Consider the following 20,661-nt stretch of genomic DNA (forward strand, 5'->3'; position numbering starts at 1 on the left):
AGTACCGGTACCGGCTCTACCCTCACATCAAGGAGCACGATCCTGAAGCAGCCGGTCTCCTCTACGGTTACCCGCACAAAGATGGCTTCCACGGCCGAGGCGTTAAAGTACGATTCAGGTGTAAGTATCTGGCTGGCGCCTGTTCCGGCTACGGCCTCGTCATAGTCCTTAAAGAAGGTCACCAAAAGCCCGTCCTGCGTGCCTATGATCTCGTCTATTTTCGTGTTAAGGTCAAATTCCTCCACCTCGTCGCCCGGGTTGTTCAAATCGCAAAGCGTATACGGCGCCGGAGGGGCAGCCTGCGGAAGCGGGTTCACGATCAGCTCCACATCCACCTCGTCATAACAGCCTGTAGCGGTGTTGGTCACCCTGCCGGTGATCACCTGGCTGGCGCTCGGATAACTTGCAGGGGTGGGTATCAATCCGTCCGCGTCGTAGAACGACACGGCAAACTGTGCCGGGTTCAGCGTACCCAGTATCTCAGCCTCAAGGGTCGTAAGGTCAAATACCGCAATGCCGTCCGTATCGTTGCTGCCGTTGTCGCAAAGCGCATAAGCCTCCGGCTCGGTAGCGATAGGGCGCGGGTTGACGATGAGTTGCAGCTCTACAATGTCAGAGCATTCCGTTTGGTCGCTTTGTACCAGTATGTACAGGGTTTGCACGCCATTGGTGGTAAGCGCATATACATTGCTGTATGCGCCTGTGTTCGCTACGGGGTTAGCGCCGCCATAAAACGCATCATTATATGTTTCGTGTGCTGTGGCCGTAACCGTATTGCCCAGTTCCGCCTCAATCTGGTCGAGTACGGGGTCCAGGTTAAATACGGCAGTGTTGTCCTGGCCGCATTCCTCAATAGGGGCTGGCTGCGTGGCTATCGGTGCCGGCAGCACTTCCAGGGTTACGGGGGTAATTACGCGGCAGTTGGTGCCGGTATCCGTCAGCAGCGCGTATATGGTACCGGATGGAGCAAGATATTCTGCAGGCAGCGTATTGCCACCGGTTTGTGCAGTATCAAAATCGGGGTAGAATGCTACTGCATAGTTTTGCACGCCACCGGTAACGCCCTGGGCAATTTCTGTAAGGTCAAATTCGCCCTGTCCCGGTACTTCTTCACAGGCATAAAAAGTTCCCATGTCGGGGTTTACCACCGGAAGCGGGTTTACGGTAAGGGTAACCGGCATGCTGCTCTCACACCCGTTGGCCGAAGTTGCCTTAGCCCAAATCTGCTGTTCCCATTGCGTCGTGTTCTCAAAGTTCGCAGGATTGGCAATGGCAATATTATTGTCAAGGTCTTCCTGGGAGGCATAGTAGGCCACCGTTGTACCGGCCACGCCTCCTGTTACTTCATTGTCGCGTGTGGTCAGGTCAAATATTTCGACACCGTCGGGCGAGTTATTGTCGTCGCAAAGCGCATACGGGCTAACCTGGGCTACGGCAGGGCGCTCAAGCACCACCAGGGTAACGGTAGTAAGTGCATAGCACTCGGAGTTGGCGGGGTCCACAACGCGTACATGTACGGTTTGCGTACCCGCAACGGTGCTGGTATATGCCGCAGGGTTTTCTATAAAAGGCGTCCCTGTTTCTGCCTGTGTTACAAGTTCATGGAAAGTTACGGACAGGTTAGGGTTATTGCCTGTAATTTCGTCAATCAAAGCAGTCAGGTCAAATGTTGCCAGCCCGTCATAGTCATCATCGCAGGTTTCCAGGGGAGCCGCCGGGGCGTTAACGGACGGGGGAGTGGCTGTAATTAGGTCCAGGGTAGTAAAGGCCACACAGCTGGCGCTTCCCGCCGATTGTACACGCACATACACCGTCTGGTTCATTGATACGGCCTGGTAAGGAGAATCAAGTGGCTCCTCCCCAAGGTTGGCATTTTCCAAAGACAGGTAGTAGGTAACCACATAGTTGGGGTTGCCATCAGTTATAACGTCATTGTAGCTTTCAAGGTCAAACAGGGCAGGGCCGCCATCGCCACACCCGTTCATAGGTGCAGGGGTGTTCAGCTCGGGTGATGAGTTTGTGATTATGGTCCCTGTTATGTTTAGTTGTGTAGTGCAGAAAGGAGCATTGGCACTTGTGACAGAAACGATTTCAAAAGGAGTATTTTCGGTAAGCGCTTCAAGGGTAATAGTGCCCGAGCCTGCACCATTTAATGTGGCCTGTGGCTGCGCGGCGCCGTTTACGGTATAATTGACTGTCGCACCGGACGGGCCTGTAAGGGTTATCACCCCGTCTTCACCTATGCAAACGGGTGAGTTGGTCTGGGCGCTAACCGATTGTGGCGCCACAACGTTTACCGTAACCGAATTGTTAAGCACCTGGCTGCAAACCACCACGTTGTCTGCGCTGGTGACGAATGCACCCGAAACGGCGTAAACGGTATTGGCGGTTATGTTCTGCGTAAGGGTAAAAGTACCCGAAGCATTAAGCTGCTGCTGTTGCGAAGCACCTCCATTTACGGTGTAGTTGAAAAAAGCATTAGGTGTGCCGCTAAAGGTTACCGTAACATTGCTGCCGGAGCACACCGATGTTGCCGATGCCGCTACGGTTACCGTGGGTACGGGATATACCCTAAGTGTCAGGTCGACAATAGAAAAACATCCTGTGGCTGTATTGGTCACCTTTGCGAACAGCTGCTGCGGGTTTGATGTATTGGAATAGCTGTCGCCAAGGGGCATGCTGCCGTCAAAAGCATTGGCGTAGGAAGCATAAAAATTCACCGTGTTGCCCGAAAGGTCAGGATTTACCTGGCTTTTTAGCGACTGCAGGTCAAAAACGGCAACGTTTGGCGTAGTGCTGCAGGTGCGTACCTCGCCAAGGTTGTTGGCCGCCGGTGGTTCAGAGAATGCACCGGAACCCGTTGTGGCCGTTCCTGTCCACTCTATCTGGAAGCCGCCGTCGCCCTCAGGACGGTCAATTACTATATAATATGATTGCCCCGGACTTACCGTAAGCCATTTAACATAACCGTTACCGTCAGGCCCGGGGCCCGATTGTGTAACAATGGAGTTTCCATCCATCCCGGTATGGTTGTCCGGTGAACCCGCTGCCCAGGGGTTGGTCGTGTTGCAGCGTATGGGGTTGCCTAATGCCCCGCACTGTACATTGGGGCCGTATACCCAAAAATCATAATCGACCATGATGTCCTGGTTATCAGGGGTAAGCTCAAACCCCAGGGTGCCCCCCTGCACGATGTTGATCTTTAGCCAGATAGAATTGTTCTCGCTGCTTGAGCACCCAAATACTTCCTGGACATTTCCAATACCATCTGCATTTGAGGCAAAATCGCCGTTTCCGCATACCGTGATTGCATTTACACAATCATTGGGCTCGTTCTGGGCCTGTGCCAATTGGGAGAGCAGGCAAAGCAAGCCAAAAATAAATTTCCTTTTCATTCCGCAAAAATATAATAAACAACAAAAAGCAGGAGTCCTATTTTAAGAACTTGCCCATTTTTCTTAAAAAAAAGATAAAATAGTTTGTAACTAACAGTAAATCAGCAGTAAAATCTTCTTGTTTTCGGCAGTGCAATTGCCGAAAATTGCCGTTTCCGGAATTTTACCGGCAATCACGCCGCCAACCTCTAACGCATTTTTTTTTGTAATATTACTTTTATTAAAATAAAAATTTTATAGTAACAAATCCTTTACCCAAAGGTTTTATTGCGGTGTCGTTGTTATTTTTACAGTTGCAAATCCTTTCCAATGAAATATATATTCTTTCAGGCTGCGCTCCTGTCGCTGTCTTTTTTACAGGCACAAACCACCCTGCCACTCTACGAAAAAAACATTCCTTACAGCAAGCCCGCACCCAACACCGAAAAATCGGAAATTCATGATGGCGGCATACTCATCATCAGTAATGTTTTGGTTCCCGTGGGTTCCCGGCATACAAGGGCCTAAAGGCCGTGTCCTAATCGCAGTTTACCGCACTTAACCTTTTTGTCCCACTTTCATCTTCTACATATTCAAAACCGTTATTCAGCAAATCATTAATATCCTTTCTGCCGTTGAAATGCCATAAAAGATGGCCAAACTTACACCTGTCGATAGTACCTCTTTCCAGTTCCCGTTTCATTAAAACTTTCAATTCTTCCCAGTATTGTTTAGGAGCGTGGACGAGTAAGATGTAGGGGTCGAACTCTTCATCAAATTCTTTTTTGGAATACAGCTGTAACCGCTCTTTGGATGGAAATCCATACTTTTTTGTTAATTGAATGATCCTGTTGGTATGCACATCGTCAAAGTGATTGATATATTTTTTGAAAATATATTTTGATAACGTGTCGGATTTAAATTTATTTTGAGCAATAAATGTTCGCATAAGTTCAGAATCCAGGCTTTCAATGCTGTCTGTCTTTCTCTTGTCAAAAGTTTTAAATATGGTATATTCCCTTAGCGCCTGGTCATAGTCGTACATAAATTTAATTTCCTCTATTACAAGGTCGGCATCAGCCTTTAAAAGGCTGTCAATTTGGAAGCTTTGAGATATTGCCAGGCTATAGCAGAAGGTAAAGGCGAGTATAAAAAGTTTTTTCATTCGATTTTAGGATTGTATTTTTACCACTTAAAAAGTAAAAATACGGTATCTGCCCTAATTTTTTCCCAATATTTCGCATTAAGTGGTTTACTGTTTTATTTCTCCGACTCCCGACTTTACTACATTACATCCATAAAACACCTGCATGAAACTACCCTTCCTCATATCCGCAATTTTCATAAGCATTGCAATGAATGCGCAGCAAGTCCTGCCCCTTTACGAAAAAAACATTCCTAACAGCAAGCCCGCGCCCAACACCGAAAAATCGGAAATGCATGACGGCGGCATACTCATCATCAGTAATGTTTCTGTACCAACACTTACGGTATACAAAGCCGAAAAACCCTGCCCTGCCCGCAGCGCGGTGATCATTTGCCCCGGCGGCGGCTATGGCATACTGGCGTCGGGCCATGAGGGTGCCGATGTGGCGCGGATGTTCAACAATTTGGGTGTTACGGCTTTTGTACTCAAATACCGCCTGCCTAACGATGCCACGATGCAGGATAAATCCATAGGCCCGTTGCAGGATGTGCAAAGGGCCCTGCAAATGGTACGCGAACGTGCTGTGGAGTGGAACATCGCCCCGAATAAGGTAGGCATCATGGGGTTCTCCGCGGGAGGGCACCTCGCAGCCACGGCTTCCACACATTTTGGGAAGGCTGTAATCGATAATCCAGGGAATACCTCGCTGCGCCCTGACTTCTCGGTGCTCATCTACCCGGTTATCAGCTTTTCCAACAGCCTTACGCACATGGGCAGCCGCGAAAACCTGATCGGCAAATCCCCCAAGCCGGGACAGGCAGTTGATTATTCCAATGAATTGCAGGTAACGGCCCAAACGCCTCCCGCATTCCTGGTACATTCCGCCGATGACGACCTGGTGCCGGTAGGCAACAGCATTAAATACTATGAGGCATTGCAAAGCCATGGCATATTCAGCGAAATGATACTTTATCCGCATGGGGGGCACGGCTACGGCATGCACAACAAAACCACCAAAGATAACTGGACGGACCGCCTTAAAGAATGGATGGCAGCGTCAGGATGGCTGTAATTTTAGTACCGCATTTTTATCGGTTAGTATGCGAGGGAATGGCATTTGGTCAGTATTTTTATGATTCAAACCAACAACTATGGCTAAACTGATTAAGACACTTTCGGCATTTGCGATTCTACTGCTTGCAACTTCGTTTTCCGGTAAACCGGAGTGGACACCCCTGCTTGACAAAAACCTCTCGCAATGGGGCATGTACCTTAGTTACCGGCATGTGCCAACGTATAATGGCCAGGTGCCCACAGATGCTGACGGAAAAGAAATTGCACCCATTGGCTACGGCAAAAATGAGGCGAATGTCTTTTCGGTTGCCGAAGAGAATGGTGAACCCGTACTCCGGGTAAGCGGCGAGATATACGGCTGTATCTTTACCAAAGCCGAATACGAAAACTACCACCTGAAGGCGAAAGTGAAGTGGGGCAGCAAAAAATGGCACCCGCGCACGGATAAGTTGAAGGATTCGGGGATACTTTATCATTCTGTAGGCGAAGCAGGCAGGGACTACTGGCGTGCCTGGATGCTCTCCCAGGAATTCCAGGTCATGGAGGGGCACATGGGCGATTACTGGAATATTGCCAACTCGGCTGTCGATATCCGTGCGTTCATGCCCGAAGGTACCATGAACCCTGTTGCCGATGCAGGGCAGCCTTTCCTTCCTGTAGGTGCAGGGTCCCAAAATGATGGCTTCTGCATGCGCAGCGAAAACCGCGAAAGCCCGATAGGGGAGTGGACTCAGCTCGAGCTTATCTGCTTTGGCGATAAAAGCCTGCACATCGTGAATGGCCACGTGGTGATGGTGCTGCAAAATTCACGCTATGTGGAAAACGGAAAATCTTTTCCGTTAAGCAAAGGAAAAATCCAGCTCCAGAGTGAAGCCGCCGAAACTTTTTATAAAGATGTGATGATAAAGCAACTTGAGACGATGCCGAAGGAATACCAAAAGTATTTCAATTAAAGCCTGTACGGAACCAACAGCAACGGATGGGTGCCCTTGCCCTACAGGCCGCATAGTGAATATGCCCTTAATAAATATACGACAGCGGGTCGTAACGGAATATCTTAAAGGCAACAACCACAGCAACGGAAAATATTATATGCGCAAAAAACAGCAGCGTAGCATATTCTTTAGAAGGTACGCGGGGGTTGCCGTCAGGCAGGCGGTAGGTGAGCCGCCAGCAGCAAATGCCCACAAAGCCGCTGATGACGCCAAAGCCGATGCCGGACACGAACCCGAATTCCACTTCGGTGTAATGCCAGATGGATTCGTAGGCAATGACAAATGCCAACCCGATGAGATAATGGGCAAACCAGCCTGCAAACTTTTTTACACGCCCTTTAAGGCTGATACCTGCACCGTCGAGTATAAAGTTCAGCATCACCGGTTCCTTAAACAGCTTTTTGAAGCTAATGGACACCAGGTAGCTGAACGTGGTCATGATGTTTGTTGCCGAAAAAGCCGCTATAAGTATTTTGTAAAAATTCATAGTTAAGAATATTTTCGGAGCTGTAGCCTTTTTATTGTTACTGCCGGCTGTTCACCCCGGCAACAATGCTCATGTTGATCATCGAGTACAGCTTGCCGGATAGCGCGTTGTAGCGATGGTTGTCTTCATCATTATCAAAGCCAAGGTCGTTCCACGAACCCATGCCGCCAAATACCCATGCGCTCCCTGCACCGGATAACAGCTGTTGCGAAAGCAGGTCGTAATGTCCCTCGGGAAAAAGGTCTTTGTGGTAGTAACTTTCCCCCGGCACAGGGCTGTCCAGCGCCGCCGTGGCACGTTCAAAAATGGCGGCCCAGTTGCCCAGTTCCCTGCTTTTGGCAAATGCGGCAATGTCTTCAAGGGTTTCGCCCAGTTTCTCTTTGGTAATTTCGCGGTCAATCAGCAGGTCGTGCGTGGCCTGCTTCCCGGAAACCATGCCGTAGCTTACGCTCCATATCCTGTTGTCTTCGGCACCCTTCCGGGTTACCTCCCAGCGGGAAGCCCAGTAATTAGAATACTTATCATACACTGCCTCAATGTACCACGTACCCCCGCCGCCGATGAAACCTGCAAGCTGGTGGTCTTTGGCGAGGCCTTGGTCCTCCGAGCTTTGGTAATACAGCGCCAGCTTGCGGCACCCCGATTGCTTCATGTAGGCAAACCATTCCTCCGGATTATCGGCCACGACTTCCTCTTTAGGCGTTTTGGATAAAAATCCTTTCGTAAAAGTCCTGAAGTCGACCTTATTGCAAAATGTAAATGTCGAGTTGGTATCGCTGAAGCTTTCCCCGATTTCACCTTTTTCAAGGTAGGCGTTCCCATACGATACCAGCGCTATGATCTGTGCGAGTGTTCCTGTCATTTAATTGTTTTTATTTTCCTGTCTCAGTTGCAACCCGCATCAGCAACTCCTTTGTAGCTTTTATACCCTCTTCCTCTCCAAGCCTGTTTCCTTCATACTCAATCCCGATGTGCCCGGTATACCCGGCATCCTTCACGATCTTCAGCATCCTCCTGTAGTCGATGGTCGTTTCGTTGCCGTTGGCATCAAAGTCGTAGGTTTTGGCGCTTACGCCATGGGCAAAGGGCATCAGCTCAAACACGCCCTTGTATTTGTCATATTCGTCAATGCACGGTGCGCCCCAGCGCTCGCCGCCCTGCCGCTTTACGCAAAAGTTCCCGAAATCGGGCAGCGTACCGCAGTTTTCCAGATTGATGGCTTTTATCACATCGGTCAGTTTCCCGGCATCGGAAGACAGCCCGCCGTGGTTCTCCACGATCACATTGATCCTGCTTTTCTTCGCGTATGCTGCCAGCCTGCCCAGTCCGTCAACCGAAGTTTCCTTCCAGATGCTGAAGTCATTTTCCGCACCTGTTCCAAACAGGTTCACGCGTACCGAATGGCAGCCCAGTTCGGCCGCTGCATCCACCCATTTCGAGTGTTTGGCTATGGCCTCGCTGCGTTCGCTTTTGGAAAGTGCGGCAAGTTCCCCTTCGCCATCGATCATGATGAGCACATTCTTCACGCCATTGTCATTGCTGCGTTGCTTCAGTTGCTTAACCAGGTTGTCAAAGCCCATGCTTTGCAGTTCAGGCCTGTAAAGGTCATTCACATATTCCACGGCTTCAAAGCCAAGTTCACGGGCCTTTTTGGCGAAGTCGAGCGCGGCCAGGGTTTTGGTTTCCAGTATGGCCTTGTGCAGCGACCATTGTGCCAGCGATAGCTTAAAGAATGGATGGGTGTGGGGTAGTAGTGTATTTTCCATAAGCCAGGAGGTTAACGGCCCGGCCATGGTAAGCCCGGCCCCGGCGAATCCGGTGTTTTTCAGGAATGATCTGCGGTTCATTGCGGTTGTTTTTTGGAAGCCCTAAAATAAGGATTTAATTGATAACGTCTCTTAGTTTTCACGCGCCTTTATCTTTTCCTCATGGTTCTCCTGCGCTTCGTCCAGCGAGTGCGATTCGTGCAGGTTTTGCGCCTGCTTGCTAAGATCAGCAAGCTTTGCGTAGTATTTACGCACCACCTCCATCTCTTGTTCGGTCATGTCCTCTATGTCAATAAGGCGGTTGCTGGCTTCAGCATTGCATGCCACAAGCTCATTCAGCTTGAGCTGTATGGCAAGGGAATCCTTGTTCTGCGATTTTTGGATGAGGAATACCATCAGGAAGGTAATGATGGTCGTACCGGTATTGATGACCAGCTGCCAGGTTTCGGAGTAGTCGAATACAGGCCCGCATAACGCCCAGACGATAACGATTAAAAATGCGGTGGCAAACATTCCTGTGCTGCCGGAGGCTTTGGTTACTTTAGCGGCAAAAGTTTCAAATAAGTTACGGGATTTTTTAGGCATGATGATAGGTTTAATGGAGATAAATTTAATCATTTTTATATTCCGTAAAAAAGCCTCGCGGTTTGCGAGGCTTAAATCTATTGTTTTAGTATTTTTTCAGATGTTATCATCTTTCCTTCCGGGTCTGTAAAGCGGAGCAGGTAAAAGCCATCCGGCAAATGAGAAACAGCTATGGTGTTGCCAATAACTTCAACTTTTGATTGCTGCCCCAGGCTGTTGCAAAGCAGAACTTCTGATACATTATCAATCCCCCGGAAGAAAAGAAAATCTTTTGCAGGATTGGGATAAACAACCACTTTTGCGCCAATATTCTCATCAATTCCTAAAGGCAAAGTAAAATAGTGTGTAAACACATCGTATATGAGGCTGAAGCTTTCCGGGTAATTATCAGGTTCATTTTCATCATAGGTTTTTACATTGGCCGACATTTTTATGGTCGTTACGTTGTCGGGGATAGTTTCATTATACACTATTTGATCGATACGGTCGCACCCCTGCAGTTGGAAAGCACCCACAACTTCATAAAATAGTGCCGCGTGCAGCGTATCATTTTCGATTGTTACTTCACTATACGCTACAGCAAAGCAGTTGCCGGGTGACCCTGAATTAAAAAATGTTTGGAAGGAAAATATATATTGCCCATCACTTATTTTTTCATAGTCAAAATAAGAAGCATTTATTACATCGGCGGCACTTTGTGAAAAGGCCGGTAGGTAAAATATAAATAGTGCAAATAAGTGGATTAAGTTTTTCATTTATCGAATAATTACTTCCCATCCATGTTGCAATGTGATGTGTAAAAGATTATAACCTGTGAAAATTACTGAAAATTTTAAACAAAATCAGAACAGTGGAAATATAATGTTCATACTGAGTTCTTTTCATAAAAAGAAACCCTCGCTCCGCGAAGTCTCCTGACTTTGCGGAAGCGTTTAAAGGTCTCCGGCCTTTGTGTATGTCGGAGACATACCAACACGGTCACGAAGTCAGGAGACTTCGTGGAGCGGTTCAATACAATAAAAAGCTTTGCGAAACTTTGCGGTTCTTTGTGTGGCTTCGCGTAATAGCCAAATAAAAATAATAAAAATACCGACACAACATAAAACAAAAGCCCTTCACAAAATAGTGCGAAGGGCTTTCAAAATATAAAGATAATCAGATGCCTACCAGAAATAGGCGTACAGCGCCGCAACAAGTGCAACCAGCACCGCTGTGCCTATCATGAACGAGCGGTCTACGCGGAACATCGAGGTGTCCACCTCCAGGCTGTTCACATCGTCGCCCTTGCCGGTTTCCTTCCTGCTGATGTAGAACATGCCCACGATACACAGCACAAACACGATGCCCATCCTGTCGAGGAACGGTATTTCATACAATCCCGTATCCGGGTTCACAACAGCAAAGCCTATCGAATATAATGGCTCGAGGTTTACGAATCCCGGAAGGAACTTCAGGATCACCGAGAACACGAAACCGCCTATCATGCTGTACATGGCCGCGTTCGCCGTGGTCTTTTTCCAGAAGAAGCCTAACAGGAACATCGCGAACACGCCCGGGCTCAGGAAGCCGGAGAACTCCTGTATGAACTTGAACCCGCCTTTTTCAATGCCCAGGAACGGTGCAATGATAATCGCCGTAAGGATAGACAATACCACTGTTATCTTACCGATGGTGACCTGTTTTTTCTCACTCGCGTCCTTGTCTATCTTCTGCTTGTAGATGTCGAGGGTAAATATCGTCGCGATACTGTTGGCCTTACCTGCCAGTGATGCCACAATGGCAGCAGTAAGCGCCGCAAACGCCAATCCTTTAAGCCCCGATGGCAGCAGGTTAAGCAGCACCGGGTACGCACTGTCATGGTGCAGTTTACCGTCCAGCATCATCTCCGTCTGGAAATGGCCCTGCTGGTACAGGACAAATGCAGCGATGCCGGGGATTACCACGATAAGCGGCATCAGCAGCTTTAAGAAGGCGGCGAATAATATACCGCTACGAGCCGTTTTCAGGTCGGCTCCCAGTGCACGCTGCGTGATGTATTGGTTGCAGCCCCAGTAGTATAAATTGGTAATGAGCATACCGCCAATGAGTACCGATATACCCGGAAGCTCGTCGTAGTTGGGGTTGTCTTTGGTAAATATCATGTCGAAGTGGCTGCCTGCCTTTTCGCCCATGAATGCAAAACCGTCGAACACGCCGCTGCCGCCAAACTCGTCGGCCACAAGGTTCAGCGCGAGGTAGGTGGTCACAAGCCCGCCCAGTATCAGGAAGAACACCTGGATCACATCGGTATACCCAATCACCTTCATCCCGCCAAGGGTAATGAATATGGAGAAAATACCGAGGAATACCATGCAGGCCGTAATGTCGAAGCCCGATATGCTGCTGATCGCCAATGCGCCAAGGTAGAGTATCGAGGTGAGGTTGATGACGATGTACAATGCCAGCCAAAACACCGCCATGATCATGGCAACCGTGCCGTTGTACCGCTGCTTGAGAAACTGAGGCATGGTGAATATCCTGTTCTTCAGGTACACCGGGATAAAGAACACCGCCACAATAATGAGCACGATGGCCGCCATCCATTCGTAGGTGGCAATGGCGAGGCCCAGCTTAAAGCCGCTACCGCTCATGGCAACGAATTGCTCGGCACTGATGTTGCTGGCTATGAGCGATGCCCCAATGGCCCACCAGGTGAGGGAGCCTTCCGCCAGGAAATAATCGTTGCTGGTGGTGGCTTCCTTCTTTTTGCGGTAGTATATCCACAGGCCGTAACTCACAATCAGTACGAAGTAGCACAGAAATACAATATAGTCGGGAGTTGATAATGCTTTCATCAGGGTCGGGTTATTTTTGTTTGTAATGTACTTCAGATAATTCCCTCAACACCGCGGCGCTTTTCTCGGGAGAGATGTCACGCTGTGCCTCGGCCATCATTTCGTAGCCCACCATGAATTTCTTTACCGTAGCCGAACGTAGCAACGGCGGGTAAAAATGCATGTGAAAATGCCATTCGGGGTGGTCCTGCCCATCCGTAGGGGTTTGGTGGATGCCCGAGGAGTAGGGGAACGACGTTTCGAACAGGTTGTCGTATTTTACCGTGATGGTTTTCAGTATCGCGGCAAATGCCGTACGCTCATCGGCGGTCATTTGGGTAATGTTGCCAAAATGCCTCTTGCTGATGATGAGCGTTTCATACGGCCATGTCGCCCAAAACGGCACAAGCACTGCAAAATGTTCGTTTTCGGATATGATGCGTTCCCTGCGGTTGAGTTCTTCGGCAAGGTAGTCGGCCAAAAGGCTGGTGCCGTTCTTGTCGTAGTAGGATTTCAGGTTGGCCTGCGTTTTTTCCACATTCGTGGGAAGCGACGACTGCGCCCATATCTGCCCGTGCGGGTGCGGATTGCTGCAGCCCATCACAGCTCCTTTGTTCTCGAATATCTGCACGTGGTTGATGAAGTCCCTGCTGCCCAACTCGATGTACTGCTCCTTCCAGGCATCCACCACTTTTTCTATGGCTTCCAATTCCATTTCAGGAAGCGTGAGGTCATGGCGTGGCGAAAAGCAGATCACTTTGTTGATGCCGCGCTCGGGCTTGAGTTGAAAGAGCGGGCTGCTGTCTGCCTGCGGGGCAACTTCCTCCTGCAATAATGATGGGAAATCGTTATTGAAAACATATACGTCGGTATAGTTGTCATTGCGCGTTCCGTCAGAGCGTTCGTTGCCGGCACACAGGTAGCAGGCAGGGTCGTATTGAGGAAGGGTTGCGCTGTTGGCGCTTTCCTTTTGTCCCTGCCACGGCCTTTTGGCCCGGTGCGGCGATACCAGTATCCACTCGCCTGTAAGCGGGTTGAACCTCCTGTGCGGGTGTTCGTTATTGTCAAATGGCTGCATGTTATTCGGTATAAAGGGTGGTACCTTTTGCTATTTTTATCTTATACGGTTCCAGCGCAATGTGGAATTTTTCCTTGTACTCACGGCTCACACGTTCTATCAGTCCATCCACAGCGTCTTTCTTTACGAGTGTAATGGAACAGCCGCCAAAGCCGCCTCCCATCATGCGCGATCCCAGCACATTGTCATCATTGCGCACGGCATCCACCAAAAAGTCGATTTCCGCACAGCTCACTTCATAGTCGTCGGACAGGCCGTCGTGCGTTTCCAGCATCAATGCCCCTAATGTAGCAAAATCCTGCTTCTCCAATGCATCTACGGCATCTAAAACACGCTGTATTTCTTTAACTACAAAATGGCAGCGCTTAAAATTGACCTCTCCCAGTTCTTCTCTTACCGCCAAAACCATCTCTTCTGTACAATCGCGGAAGGTATTCACCTGCGGGTAATGCTGTTTCAATACAGCCAGCCCTTCTTCCACTTCGCGCCTGCGGTCGTTGTAGCCCGAGGTAAGGTGGGTATGCTTTACGCGGCTGTCGAGCAGGAGCAGGGCATAGTCCTTAAAATCGGCTTTGTGGTAGTTGTGCTCCAGCGTGTTGCAGTCCAGTTTTATTACCTGGTTCTTTTTCCCGAAAACGCTTGCAAACTGGTCCATAATGCCGCAGTTTACGCCTACGAAAGTGTGCTCCGACTTCTGCCCGATCAATGCGATCTCTTCTTTGGAAAGCCCAAAGCCGAACATCTCGTTCAGCGCAAAAGCAAACCCGCATTCAACAGCGGCCGAGGAAGATAACCCGGCCCCCATCGGCACCGTGCTGCTGAATACTATGTTGAAACCCCTCAGGCCGTCCCTGCCCTGCAATTGATGCAGCACGCCGAGGAAGTAATTGACCCACATTTTGTCTACGGGCTTCAGCTCGTCATTCACATTGAATTCATAATGCCCGTCGATGTCCCTGGCTACAATGGCGCACTTCCCGTCTTCATTAGGCGATACCGCAAAGCAAACGTATTTGTTGATGGCGGCCGGCAGTACATAGCCGTCGTTATAGTCCACGTGCTCGCCAATGATGTTGATGCGGCCAGGGGATAATATGATGTGTTGCGGCTTTTCGCCAAAACATTCCTTATAAAAAGCAGTAACCTGCTTTACTAATTTTTTTTTCATTATTTGATTTTGTGTATGGTCGTTGGCAATCCAGGCGCGCTGGCTTTGATAAGCAATGGTCCTTTTGCCTTTTCTGTCCGTAAAACTATGGTGGCAATGCCTTCCTCTGCTGTTATGGTGTTTCCGCCTATGATCTCTGCATCCTGCCCTTCTATTTCGAAGGTTACCGCAAGAGTAGAACCATTAACGAGTGTATTATTAGCATCCACAATTTTAGCATATACAAACACCACATCCGGCTTATCCGTATTAATGCCTTTGCCGGAGCGGTCAACTTCAATTTTTATCGTCTTTGGCGCTCCCGGTGTCGAAACGTTATGCTCCGAAACTTTTTTGCCGTTTATAAAACCTTCGGCCCTGAGCGTACCCGGTGTGAATTTGCCGAGGCTGAAAATAAACGGTGGGTGCTGCAGCCGGTCGGAATACTGGTTGCGGGTCGGCTTTTGTTGTGCTACCAGAACATCGTTGAGGTATAAAGCCACCTCATCGCAGTTGCTGTATACCGTTACATCGGTAGGCGACTGGGCATCCCAATAAGTAGCGATGTGCACCATCGGGCCGGAAACCAATTCAGGGGCCAGCTTTTCTTTCGGCGAACGCTGGCTTTGGTAAAAGTAGTAGGCGAATTTCGGGATGCGGAAAATATCGCTGATGCCCGAGCTCTCAATGTCGGGGCTGTACCCGCGGTTGTAGTCGAACATCAGCCAGTTGGCATGGCCTATCGTGCTTTTATCCTTCCCTTTCAGGTTGGAATTGAACGCTTCCATGAAATTGAATGCCTGCTGCAGCAAGCGCTTTTCTCCCGCGCTGCGCAACTGTCGGCTGGTGCGTTCCTCTTCTTTCAAATTGCTGAAAGCCGTCTGGTTAAAGCCTGCATTTTGCGCGTAGTATTCCCAGTCGCCATACTCTGCAATGAAAATCTTGCGGTTGCCTTTGTTATAATTGTTCCAGTAATCTGGGGCTTTGCCGTGCTGCCGTGCGGGTATGAACAGGTCGTAATTATCGTTGTCCATCCATCCGGCGGTGTAAATGCCTTTGTACGGAAGCTCGGCACGCAGTATCTCGTTGGCCTCCTTCATGTACTTTTCGCTCATTTCACTTTCGTTGAGCGATACCTCCCACACAAAAACACTGGGGTGGTTACGGTCGCGGCGGGCCAGGTCGCGTATTTCCTGCTGTGAGTTTTTCACGAATTCCTCATTGCCGAAAAACTGCCATCCCGAAATGCAGTTCATCACAAGTATACCCAGTTCGTCACACGCATTGAGAAAGGCTTCCGACTGCGGATAGTGCGAGAGGCGCACCATGTCGAACCCTGCATTTTTTATCTTCACGGCATCGCGGTACTGCGCTTCGTCAGAAATTGCATAGCCTGCGTAGGGGTATTCCTGGTGGCGGTTGGTGCCGTTTACGAATGTTTTTTTCCCGTTGAGGTAAAAGCCATCGTCCTTAATTTCTATCTTACGGATGCCTGTTTTGGTGCTATAGCTGTCAATTACTTTGCCTTCAGATACTACATACACTTCAAGCAAGTAGAGCAAAGGGTCACTTACCGACCAGAGGAAGGGTTTATCCAGTGTAATGTTTAGTAAGGCAGTGCCATGCTTGCCCGCTTGCACTGTAGTTTCCGATTGGCTGAATTGGTACTCCCTGTCATTCACATCGGTCAGTTTTGCCTTAATAGTAACCGGCTTGACTACATCATAATCATTCTGCACATGCACTTTTAATGTGCCGGATGCACTTTCGGCAGATACCTCATCAAAGTGGATGAACACCCCGCCATTGGCTGTCATGTCCGCGGCAACTGCATTGGTTATGTACACTTTATTTGTCGTTATCAGGTACACATTGCGATACATTCCGCCATAGTAGTTAAAGTCAAGCGTCTTTATCGGCTTGCCGGGGGGAATCACAGGATTGTCTTCATTATTGACCCTTACCTCAATAGCGTTGCTTCCCGCTTTGGCATGCTCCGAAATGTCAACGGTAAACGGTGTATAGCCGCCTTTGTGGTGCGCCACTTCTTTTCCGTTCAGGAACACCTTTGCCTCGTGCATTACACCCTCAAAATAGAGGAACAGTTTTTGGCCTGCCAATGGCTCTACGCCAAATGTTTTGGTATATACGCAGTCGCCCTGCCATTGATTTATGGGTACCAGCTTTTCTACCCTTGCGGTATGCGGCAGGTTTACCGTAGCCGCCGTTGCAGGGTCGTTGTCGCGAATGAACTGCCAACCGCTGCCGAAGTCCTGCTTTGTACGGGTAACCGTTACTGGCTTGTGGCACGCGGTAAATTGTGCCGCGATGATGATTGCTAAAAGTGTTTTTTTCATTTTTTTTCTTGATGAGCTTCAGACCTCACCCCCAACCCCCTCTCCTTTGGAGAGGGGGGCAGCTGCACTCGTGTATGTTAGTCCTCTCCTCCGACCCCTCTCCAAAGGAGAGGGGAGCGAGATGTGCCGACAGTACGTGTTTACTCATTATAAATAGTTATGTTTATTTATAAATTTGAGTAAGCCAGCTGAGTGAAGCTTCTCCCTCTCCTTTGGAGAGGGTTGGGGTGAGGCCTATTTGTAATTATCCTTATTGTAAAAATCAAATCCGGGCAGTGCCTCATTGTTGTTGGCGGCATCAAAGAAGGTGGCGTTGTCCCAGTGCGAGCCGTCGCCCCACAGCGTTTTGCAGGAAGACGTTACCCAGGCCGGTTCCCAGTAGATGACGCCGCTGCCGCCACCTTTCAGCGTGAGCTTTACCAGGTCGATCATGTATTTCTTCTGGCCTTCGGGCGATGCGGGATATCCGTCTATCAATGCTTTTTTGTCGAGGATGTTGTTGGCCTTGTCCACGTTGTTCATAGTGTAAGGGTACGATGTTTCCACGATAATGACCTTCTTTTTATATGTATTCTTCAGTGTACTGATGGCTTCCGGAAGGCGGTCAAACTTGTACTCCGACCATAATGGGTAGTACGACAACCCGATGTAGTCGTAATCAGTAAGGCCATTTTCGGTTGCGGGTTTAAACCATTTCAGTGCATTTTCCGGTTGGGCAATGTGCAGCATCGATTCGATCTTTTTATTCGTTTTGTTGGCCACGTCGCGTACGGCTTTCAATCCGCGGTTTAGTAGATGGCTGTTGCGCTTCCAGTCGATGGTGTCCTTAATGGTGCCTTTCGGCTGAAGTATCTCGTTATTGGTTTCATTGCCCACCTGTACCATTTCGGGCAGCAGGTTTCCTTTGTCAAGCATCATCAGGGTGTTGTAGGTGTAGTTGTACACGCTGTCGCCCAAGACCTTTACATCGGTTATGTGCGCCCACGCTTTTGGGATGTCCTGCCTGCCGGGATCGGCCCAGGTATCGGAATAATGAAAATCCAGCAGCACCTTCATGTCATTGTCTTTAGCCCGCTTAATGCTCTTTTTTACATCGGCGAAGTTAGAGTAGGGCGATGCCTCGGGTGCGTTCCAAAGGCGTATACGCACGAGATTGCAGCCTTTTTCCTCAAATAGCTTATATGGATCCACCTTTTTGCCGCCGTTCTGGTAATAGGCACCGCAGTCCTCAATTTCGTTGACATACGAGAGGTCGGCACCCAGATAGATTTTTTCTTTGGTGCTGCAGCCTACGGCGAGTACGGAGATGGCGATGATGGAGAGATGTTTTAGAGTCATGCTTAGTAATTTATATTTATATGAATCAATCGTTTTTGTAAAACCACCCCGGCGTTCAGCCACCCCTCCAAAGGAGGGAAACCCAAGACTTCCGCTCCTTTGGAGGGGTGCCCGTTGGGCGGGGTGGTTTACTTCACCAATTAAAACCAAACTTATTTCTTTTTTTCAGACCTCAACCCAACCCCTCTCCAAAGGAGAGGGGCAGCTACACTCAGATGTGCTTACTCAGTTCTGCTTGCATATATAGTTATGTCGGCAAGAGTTCCCCTCTCCTTTGGAGAGGGATTAGGTGTGAGGTCATCTATACTTATTCTTTATAAAATGCCTCCATCGCCGGCAGCGCTTTGCCATCAAAATCCCACAGCGCCTGGTTTTCCCAGGTAGAGCCGTTAGGAGCCTCCGGGCCACGGAAGGCTGTCCATTCCGCACCCCAGTAGCAAAATCCGATGCCGCCATTTTTCCCCACACTGCGAATCGCCATCATGTAGCTTTTCTGCCCTTCGGCCGATGCGGGGTAGGCAGGTATCAGCTGGTCGTCCTGTCCTACTACGTTGTTGGTCCAGTCGCTCCAATCCAGGGTAAACGGATAGGCCGTTTCTGCAATTACTACCTTTTTGTTGTGCGCTGCTCCCAGTTGCTGCATTTTTATCTGCAGGTTGGCAATGCTCTTACCATGCCATATCGGGTAGTAGGAGAGCCCTATGTAGTCGTAATCCACATCGGCAACTTTATTAAAGAACCAGTCGGCACTGTCAGCAATGCCCGCATAATGGATCATGATTTTCGTATCCGGCGCATTCTGGCGGATGGTTGCGCTGATGCCATTGACCAATTGCAGGTAACCGGCCTCATTTGAGGCGACATTTCCCAGCGGGTACATGAAACCGGTGTTGGTTTCATTGCCTATCTGGAAGATGTCGGGATCGATTTCAGCCAGTATATTGGCTGTATACAGCATGGCCTGGTCGGTCAGCTGCTGCAGGTTCAGCCCTGCCCATTCAGCCGGGGTTTCCTGGTGGCCGGGGTCTGCCCAGGTATCGGAATAATGTACGGTAAGCCATACTTTCATGCCTGCAGCCTTTACCCTTTGGGCGAGCGTTTTCACCTCTGCCATACCCGAGTGCCCGTTTGCCGGATTTTTCCACAAGCGTATCCGGATGGTATTCACCCCCGCATTTTTCAGTGTTGCCAAAGCGTCTTCCGTTTGCCCGGCGGCATTTTTATAAGCATAGCCTTCTGCTTCAATTTCGGGAAGGGATGACATGTCGACCCCACGGATGAAACTGTCTTCCTCCGTAATTGGCCCGTCGTCACTGTTGCCGCTGTTGTCATCACTGCCGCAGGAAATCGTCAGTGAGAGCAGGCTTCCGAAAAGGACTATCCAAAATTTTTTCATAACTGTATAATTATAGTTGTTCGAATTTAAAGCTTGTCTTTTGGTGGTATTCATCGCCCTTTTTCAGCAGGGTAGAGGGGAAGTGCGGATGGTTGGGCGCATCAGGATAATGCTGCGCCTCAAAGCAGATGCCGCTCAGCGGGTGGTAGTCAGCGCCCTCTTTGCCCTCAATCTGCCCGAAGCAGTTTCCTCCCACGTATATATGGACCGAAGGCTGGTTGGTGCAAACGGTCATTTTTAGTCCCGTCTTTTCGCTTGTAAGCGATGCAACAGGAACTGTGTTGTCTTGTATAATAAATGTTGTGTCTATGCTGGTTGGACAACTTTTAGGTGATGTAAAATCAAACGGGCAGTTGTCTACCTTTAATATCAACCCAGTAGGGATGCTGTCGGGCTTGGTTTCGAGCACTTTATTAGAGTTTATGAACAATTGTTGTTTTTCAATCGTTTGCGTGTGCCCATCCAAATTAAAATAGCTGTGCTGGGTTAGATTAAGCACGGTGTCTTTAGTCGACGTTGCCCAGTACTGAACCACAAGTCTGTTGTCTTCGGTGATCGTATAGCTTATGTGTACGTTAAGCTCGCCGGGAAAGCCCTCTTCGCCGTCATGAGAAGTATGGCTGAGGGTAATGGCATTTGCAGATACACTCTCCACCTGCCATACCTTCTGACCGAAACCTTCAAAGCCGCCGTGAAGCGTATGCTCACCATGGTTGGACGATGTATGGTATTTTTGGCCATCAATGGTAAATTTCCCCTTCCTTATCCGTCCCGAATACCTCCCAATGATGGCGCCAAAATAGGGCGCGCTCGGCAGTTGATAGGAGTCGATATAGTCTTGTAATGCATCAAAGCCCAATACCACATCCACCTTACCGCCTTTTGCAGGTATGCGGAGCGAGGTTATTGTTGCCCCGTAGCTGATGACCGTTGCTTCCATGCCGCGCTGATTGGCTATCGTATGGCAGGAAACTTCCGTGTCATCAGGCATTATACCAAATAACTTTGCATTTTCGGACACAACAAAATGAGAAATCTGATTTTTTTCCATGATTTTATTATCATATCATTACCAAAAGTAGAAGTTATAATGAAATGAACATA

17 protein-coding genes are annotated in these 20,661 nt (G+C 49.1%); 3 read left to right on the plus strand and 14 right to left on the minus strand.

Features of this window, described 5'->3' with window-relative positions:
- Positions 1-3,395, minus strand: a 3,395-nt coding sequence (locus tag OGH69_RS06225) for a hypothetical protein (protein WP_265173589.1), incomplete at its 3' end; no start/stop codon positions are given.
- 309 nt (positions 3,396-3,704) lie between these two features.
- On the opposite strand from OGH69_RS06225, the gene OGH69_RS06230 reads away from it, so the two are divergent.
- Complete coding sequence (locus tag OGH69_RS06230) at positions 3,705-3,902, plus strand: hypothetical protein (protein WP_265173590.1); 198 nt, start codon at positions 3,705-3,707, stop codon at positions 3,900-3,902.
- Positions 3,903-3,912: 10 nt separating this feature from the next.
- On the opposite strand, the gene OGH69_RS06235 is transcribed toward OGH69_RS06230, so the two are convergent.
- Positions 3,913-4,539 (minus strand): hypothetical protein, encoded by a 627-nt coding sequence (locus OGH69_RS06235; protein ID WP_265173591.1) that lies wholly within the window; start codon positions 4,537-4,539, stop codon positions 3,913-3,915.
- A gap of 145 nt (positions 4,540-4,684) precedes the next feature.
- Here OGH69_RS06235 and OGH69_RS06240 point away from each other — a divergent pair, with 145 nt between their 5' ends.
- Entirely contained in the window at positions 4,685-5,593 is a 909-nt protein-coding gene (locus tag OGH69_RS06240; protein WP_265173592.1) for an alpha/beta hydrolase, read from the plus strand.
- Positions 5,594-5,672: 79 nt separating this feature from the next.
- Positions 5,673-6,548, plus strand: coding sequence for a 3-keto-disaccharide hydrolase (locus OGH69_RS06245; RefSeq protein ID WP_265173593.1), 876 nt, complete (start codon positions 5,673-5,675; stop codon positions 6,546-6,548).
- Between the two features lie 67 nt (positions 6,549-6,615).
- Here OGH69_RS06245 and OGH69_RS06250 read toward each other — a convergent pair whose 3' ends face one another.
- From OGH69_RS06250 to OGH69_RS06305, 12 genes are all read right to left on the minus strand, one after another.
- Positions 6,616-7,077 (minus strand): hypothetical protein, encoded by a 462-nt coding sequence (locus tag OGH69_RS06250; RefSeq protein WP_265173594.1) that lies wholly within the window; start codon positions 7,075-7,077, stop codon positions 6,616-6,618.
- A gap of 37 nt (positions 7,078-7,114) precedes the next feature.
- Positions 7,115-7,939 carry a hypothetical protein gene (locus OGH69_RS06255; protein WP_265173595.1) on the minus strand — a complete coding sequence of 275 codons (825 nt, stop codon included), beginning with the start codon at positions 7,937-7,939 and terminating at the stop codon, positions 7,115-7,117.
- A 10-nt stretch (positions 7,940-7,949) separates the two neighbouring features.
- A complete protein-coding gene (locus tag OGH69_RS06260) occupies positions 7,950-8,924 on the minus strand; it encodes a sugar phosphate isomerase/epimerase family protein (protein ID WP_265173596.1) in 975 nt (324 codons plus the stop codon).
- A gap of 51 nt (positions 8,925-8,975) precedes the next feature.
- Positions 8,976-9,428, minus strand: coding sequence for a low affinity iron permease family protein (locus OGH69_RS06265; protein WP_265173597.1), 453 nt, complete (start codon positions 9,426-9,428; stop codon positions 8,976-8,978).
- A 77-nt stretch (positions 9,429-9,505) separates the two neighbouring features.
- The gene (locus tag OGH69_RS06270; protein ID WP_265173598.1) at positions 9,506-10,183 is read right to left on the minus strand and encodes a T9SS type A sorting domain-containing protein; all 678 of its coding nucleotides are present in this window, start codon (positions 10,181-10,183) and stop codon (positions 9,506-9,508) included.
- A gap of 408 nt (positions 10,184-10,591) precedes the next feature.
- A complete protein-coding gene (locus OGH69_RS06275) occupies positions 10,592-12,262 on the minus strand; it encodes a sodium:solute symporter family transporter (RefSeq protein ID WP_265173599.1) in 1,671 nt (556 codons plus the stop codon).
- A gap of 10 nt (positions 12,263-12,272) precedes the next feature.
- Positions 12,273-13,319 (minus strand): UDP-glucose--hexose-1-phosphate uridylyltransferase, encoded by a 1,047-nt coding sequence (locus OGH69_RS06280; RefSeq protein ID WP_265173600.1) that lies wholly within the window; start codon positions 13,317-13,319, stop codon positions 12,273-12,275.
- Between the two features lies 1 nt (position 13,320).
- Positions 13,321-14,487, minus strand: a complete 1,167-nt coding sequence (gene galK, locus OGH69_RS06285; protein WP_265173601.1) for a galactokinase — start codon at positions 14,485-14,487, stop codon at positions 13,321-13,323.
- Complete coding sequence (locus tag OGH69_RS06290) at positions 14,487-16,823, minus strand: glycoside hydrolase family 2 protein (protein WP_265173602.1); 2,337 nt, start codon at positions 16,821-16,823, stop codon at positions 14,487-14,489. Before OGH69_RS06290 ends, galK begins: the two co-directional genes overlap by 1 nt.
- A gap of 234 nt (positions 16,824-17,057) precedes the next feature.
- Positions 17,058-18,161, minus strand: a complete 1,104-nt coding sequence (locus tag OGH69_RS06295) for a glycoside hydrolase family 53 protein (RefSeq protein WP_265173603.1) — start codon at positions 18,159-18,161, stop codon at positions 17,058-17,060.
- A 307-nt stretch (positions 18,162-18,468) separates the two neighbouring features.
- Positions 18,469-19,557 carry a glycoside hydrolase family 53 protein gene (locus OGH69_RS06300; RefSeq protein ID WP_265173604.1) on the minus strand — a complete coding sequence of 363 codons (1,089 nt, stop codon included), beginning with the start codon at positions 19,555-19,557 and terminating at the stop codon, positions 18,469-18,471.
- Between the two features lie 10 nt (positions 19,558-19,567).
- On the minus strand, positions 19,568-20,608 hold the full coding sequence (locus tag OGH69_RS06305) for an aldose epimerase family protein (protein ID WP_265173605.1): 1,041 nt from the start codon (positions 20,606-20,608) through the stop codon (positions 19,568-19,570).
- Positions 20,609-20,661: the final 53 nt, after the last annotated feature.

The sequence above is a fragment of the Flavobacterium sp. MFBS3-15 genome (assembly GCF_026107645.2).
Taxonomy (GTDB): domain Bacteria; phylum Bacteroidota; class Bacteroidia; order Flavobacteriales; family Flavobacteriaceae; genus Flavobacterium.

Bases quoted from the DNA above. Each gene is read 5' to 3' on its own strand.
- OGH69_RS06230 (WP_265173590.1), top strand. From the start codon at position 3,705: ATGAAATATATATTCTTTCAGGCTGCGCTCCTGTCGCTGTCTTTTTTA.
- OGH69_RS06235 (WP_265173591.1), bottom strand. From the start codon at position 4,539: ATGAAAAAACTTTTTATACTCGCCTTTACCTTCTGCTATAGCCTGGCA.
- OGH69_RS06240 (WP_265173592.1), top strand. From the start codon at position 4,685: ATGAAACTACCCTTCCTCATATCCGCAATTTTCATAAGCATTGCAATG.
- OGH69_RS06245 (WP_265173593.1), top strand. From the start codon at position 5,673: ATGGCTAAACTGATTAAGACACTTTCGGCATTTGCGATTCTACTGCTT.
- OGH69_RS06250 (WP_265173594.1), bottom strand. From the start codon at position 7,077: ATGAATTTTTACAAAATACTTATAGCGGCTTTTTCGGCAACAAACATC.
- OGH69_RS06255 (WP_265173595.1), bottom strand. From the start codon at position 7,939: ATGACAGGAACACTCGCACAGATCATAGCGCTGGTATCGTATGGGAAC.
- OGH69_RS06260 (WP_265173596.1), bottom strand. From the start codon at position 8,924: ATGAACCGCAGATCATTCCTGAAAAACACCGGATTCGCCGGGGCCGGG.
- OGH69_RS06265 (WP_265173597.1), bottom strand. From the start codon at position 9,428: ATGCCTAAAAAATCCCGTAACTTATTTGAAACTTTTGCCGCTAAAGTA.
- OGH69_RS06270 (WP_265173598.1), bottom strand. From the start codon at position 10,183: ATGAAAAACTTAATCCACTTATTTGCACTATTTATATTTTACCTACCG.
- OGH69_RS06275 (WP_265173599.1), bottom strand. From the start codon at position 12,262: ATGAAAGCATTATCAACTCCCGACTATATTGTATTTCTGTGCTACTTC.
- OGH69_RS06280 (WP_265173600.1), bottom strand. From the start codon at position 13,319: ATGCAGCCATTTGACAATAACGAACACCCGCACAGGAGGTTCAACCCG.
- galK (WP_265173601.1), bottom strand. From the start codon at position 14,487: ATGAAAAAAAAATTAGTAAAGCAGGTTACTGCTTTTTATAAGGAATGT.
- OGH69_RS06290 (WP_265173602.1), bottom strand. From the start codon at position 16,823: ATGAAAAAAACACTTTTAGCAATCATCATCGCGGCACAATTTACCGCG.
- OGH69_RS06295 (WP_265173603.1), bottom strand. From the start codon at position 18,161: ATGACTCTAAAACATCTCTCCATCATCGCCATCTCCGTACTCGCCGTA.
- OGH69_RS06300 (WP_265173604.1), bottom strand. From the start codon at position 19,557: ATGAAAAAATTTTGGATAGTCCTTTTCGGAAGCCTGCTCTCACTGACG.
- OGH69_RS06305 (WP_265173605.1), bottom strand. From the start codon at position 20,608: ATGGAAAAAAATCAGATTTCTCATTTTGTTGTGTCCGAAAATGCAAAG.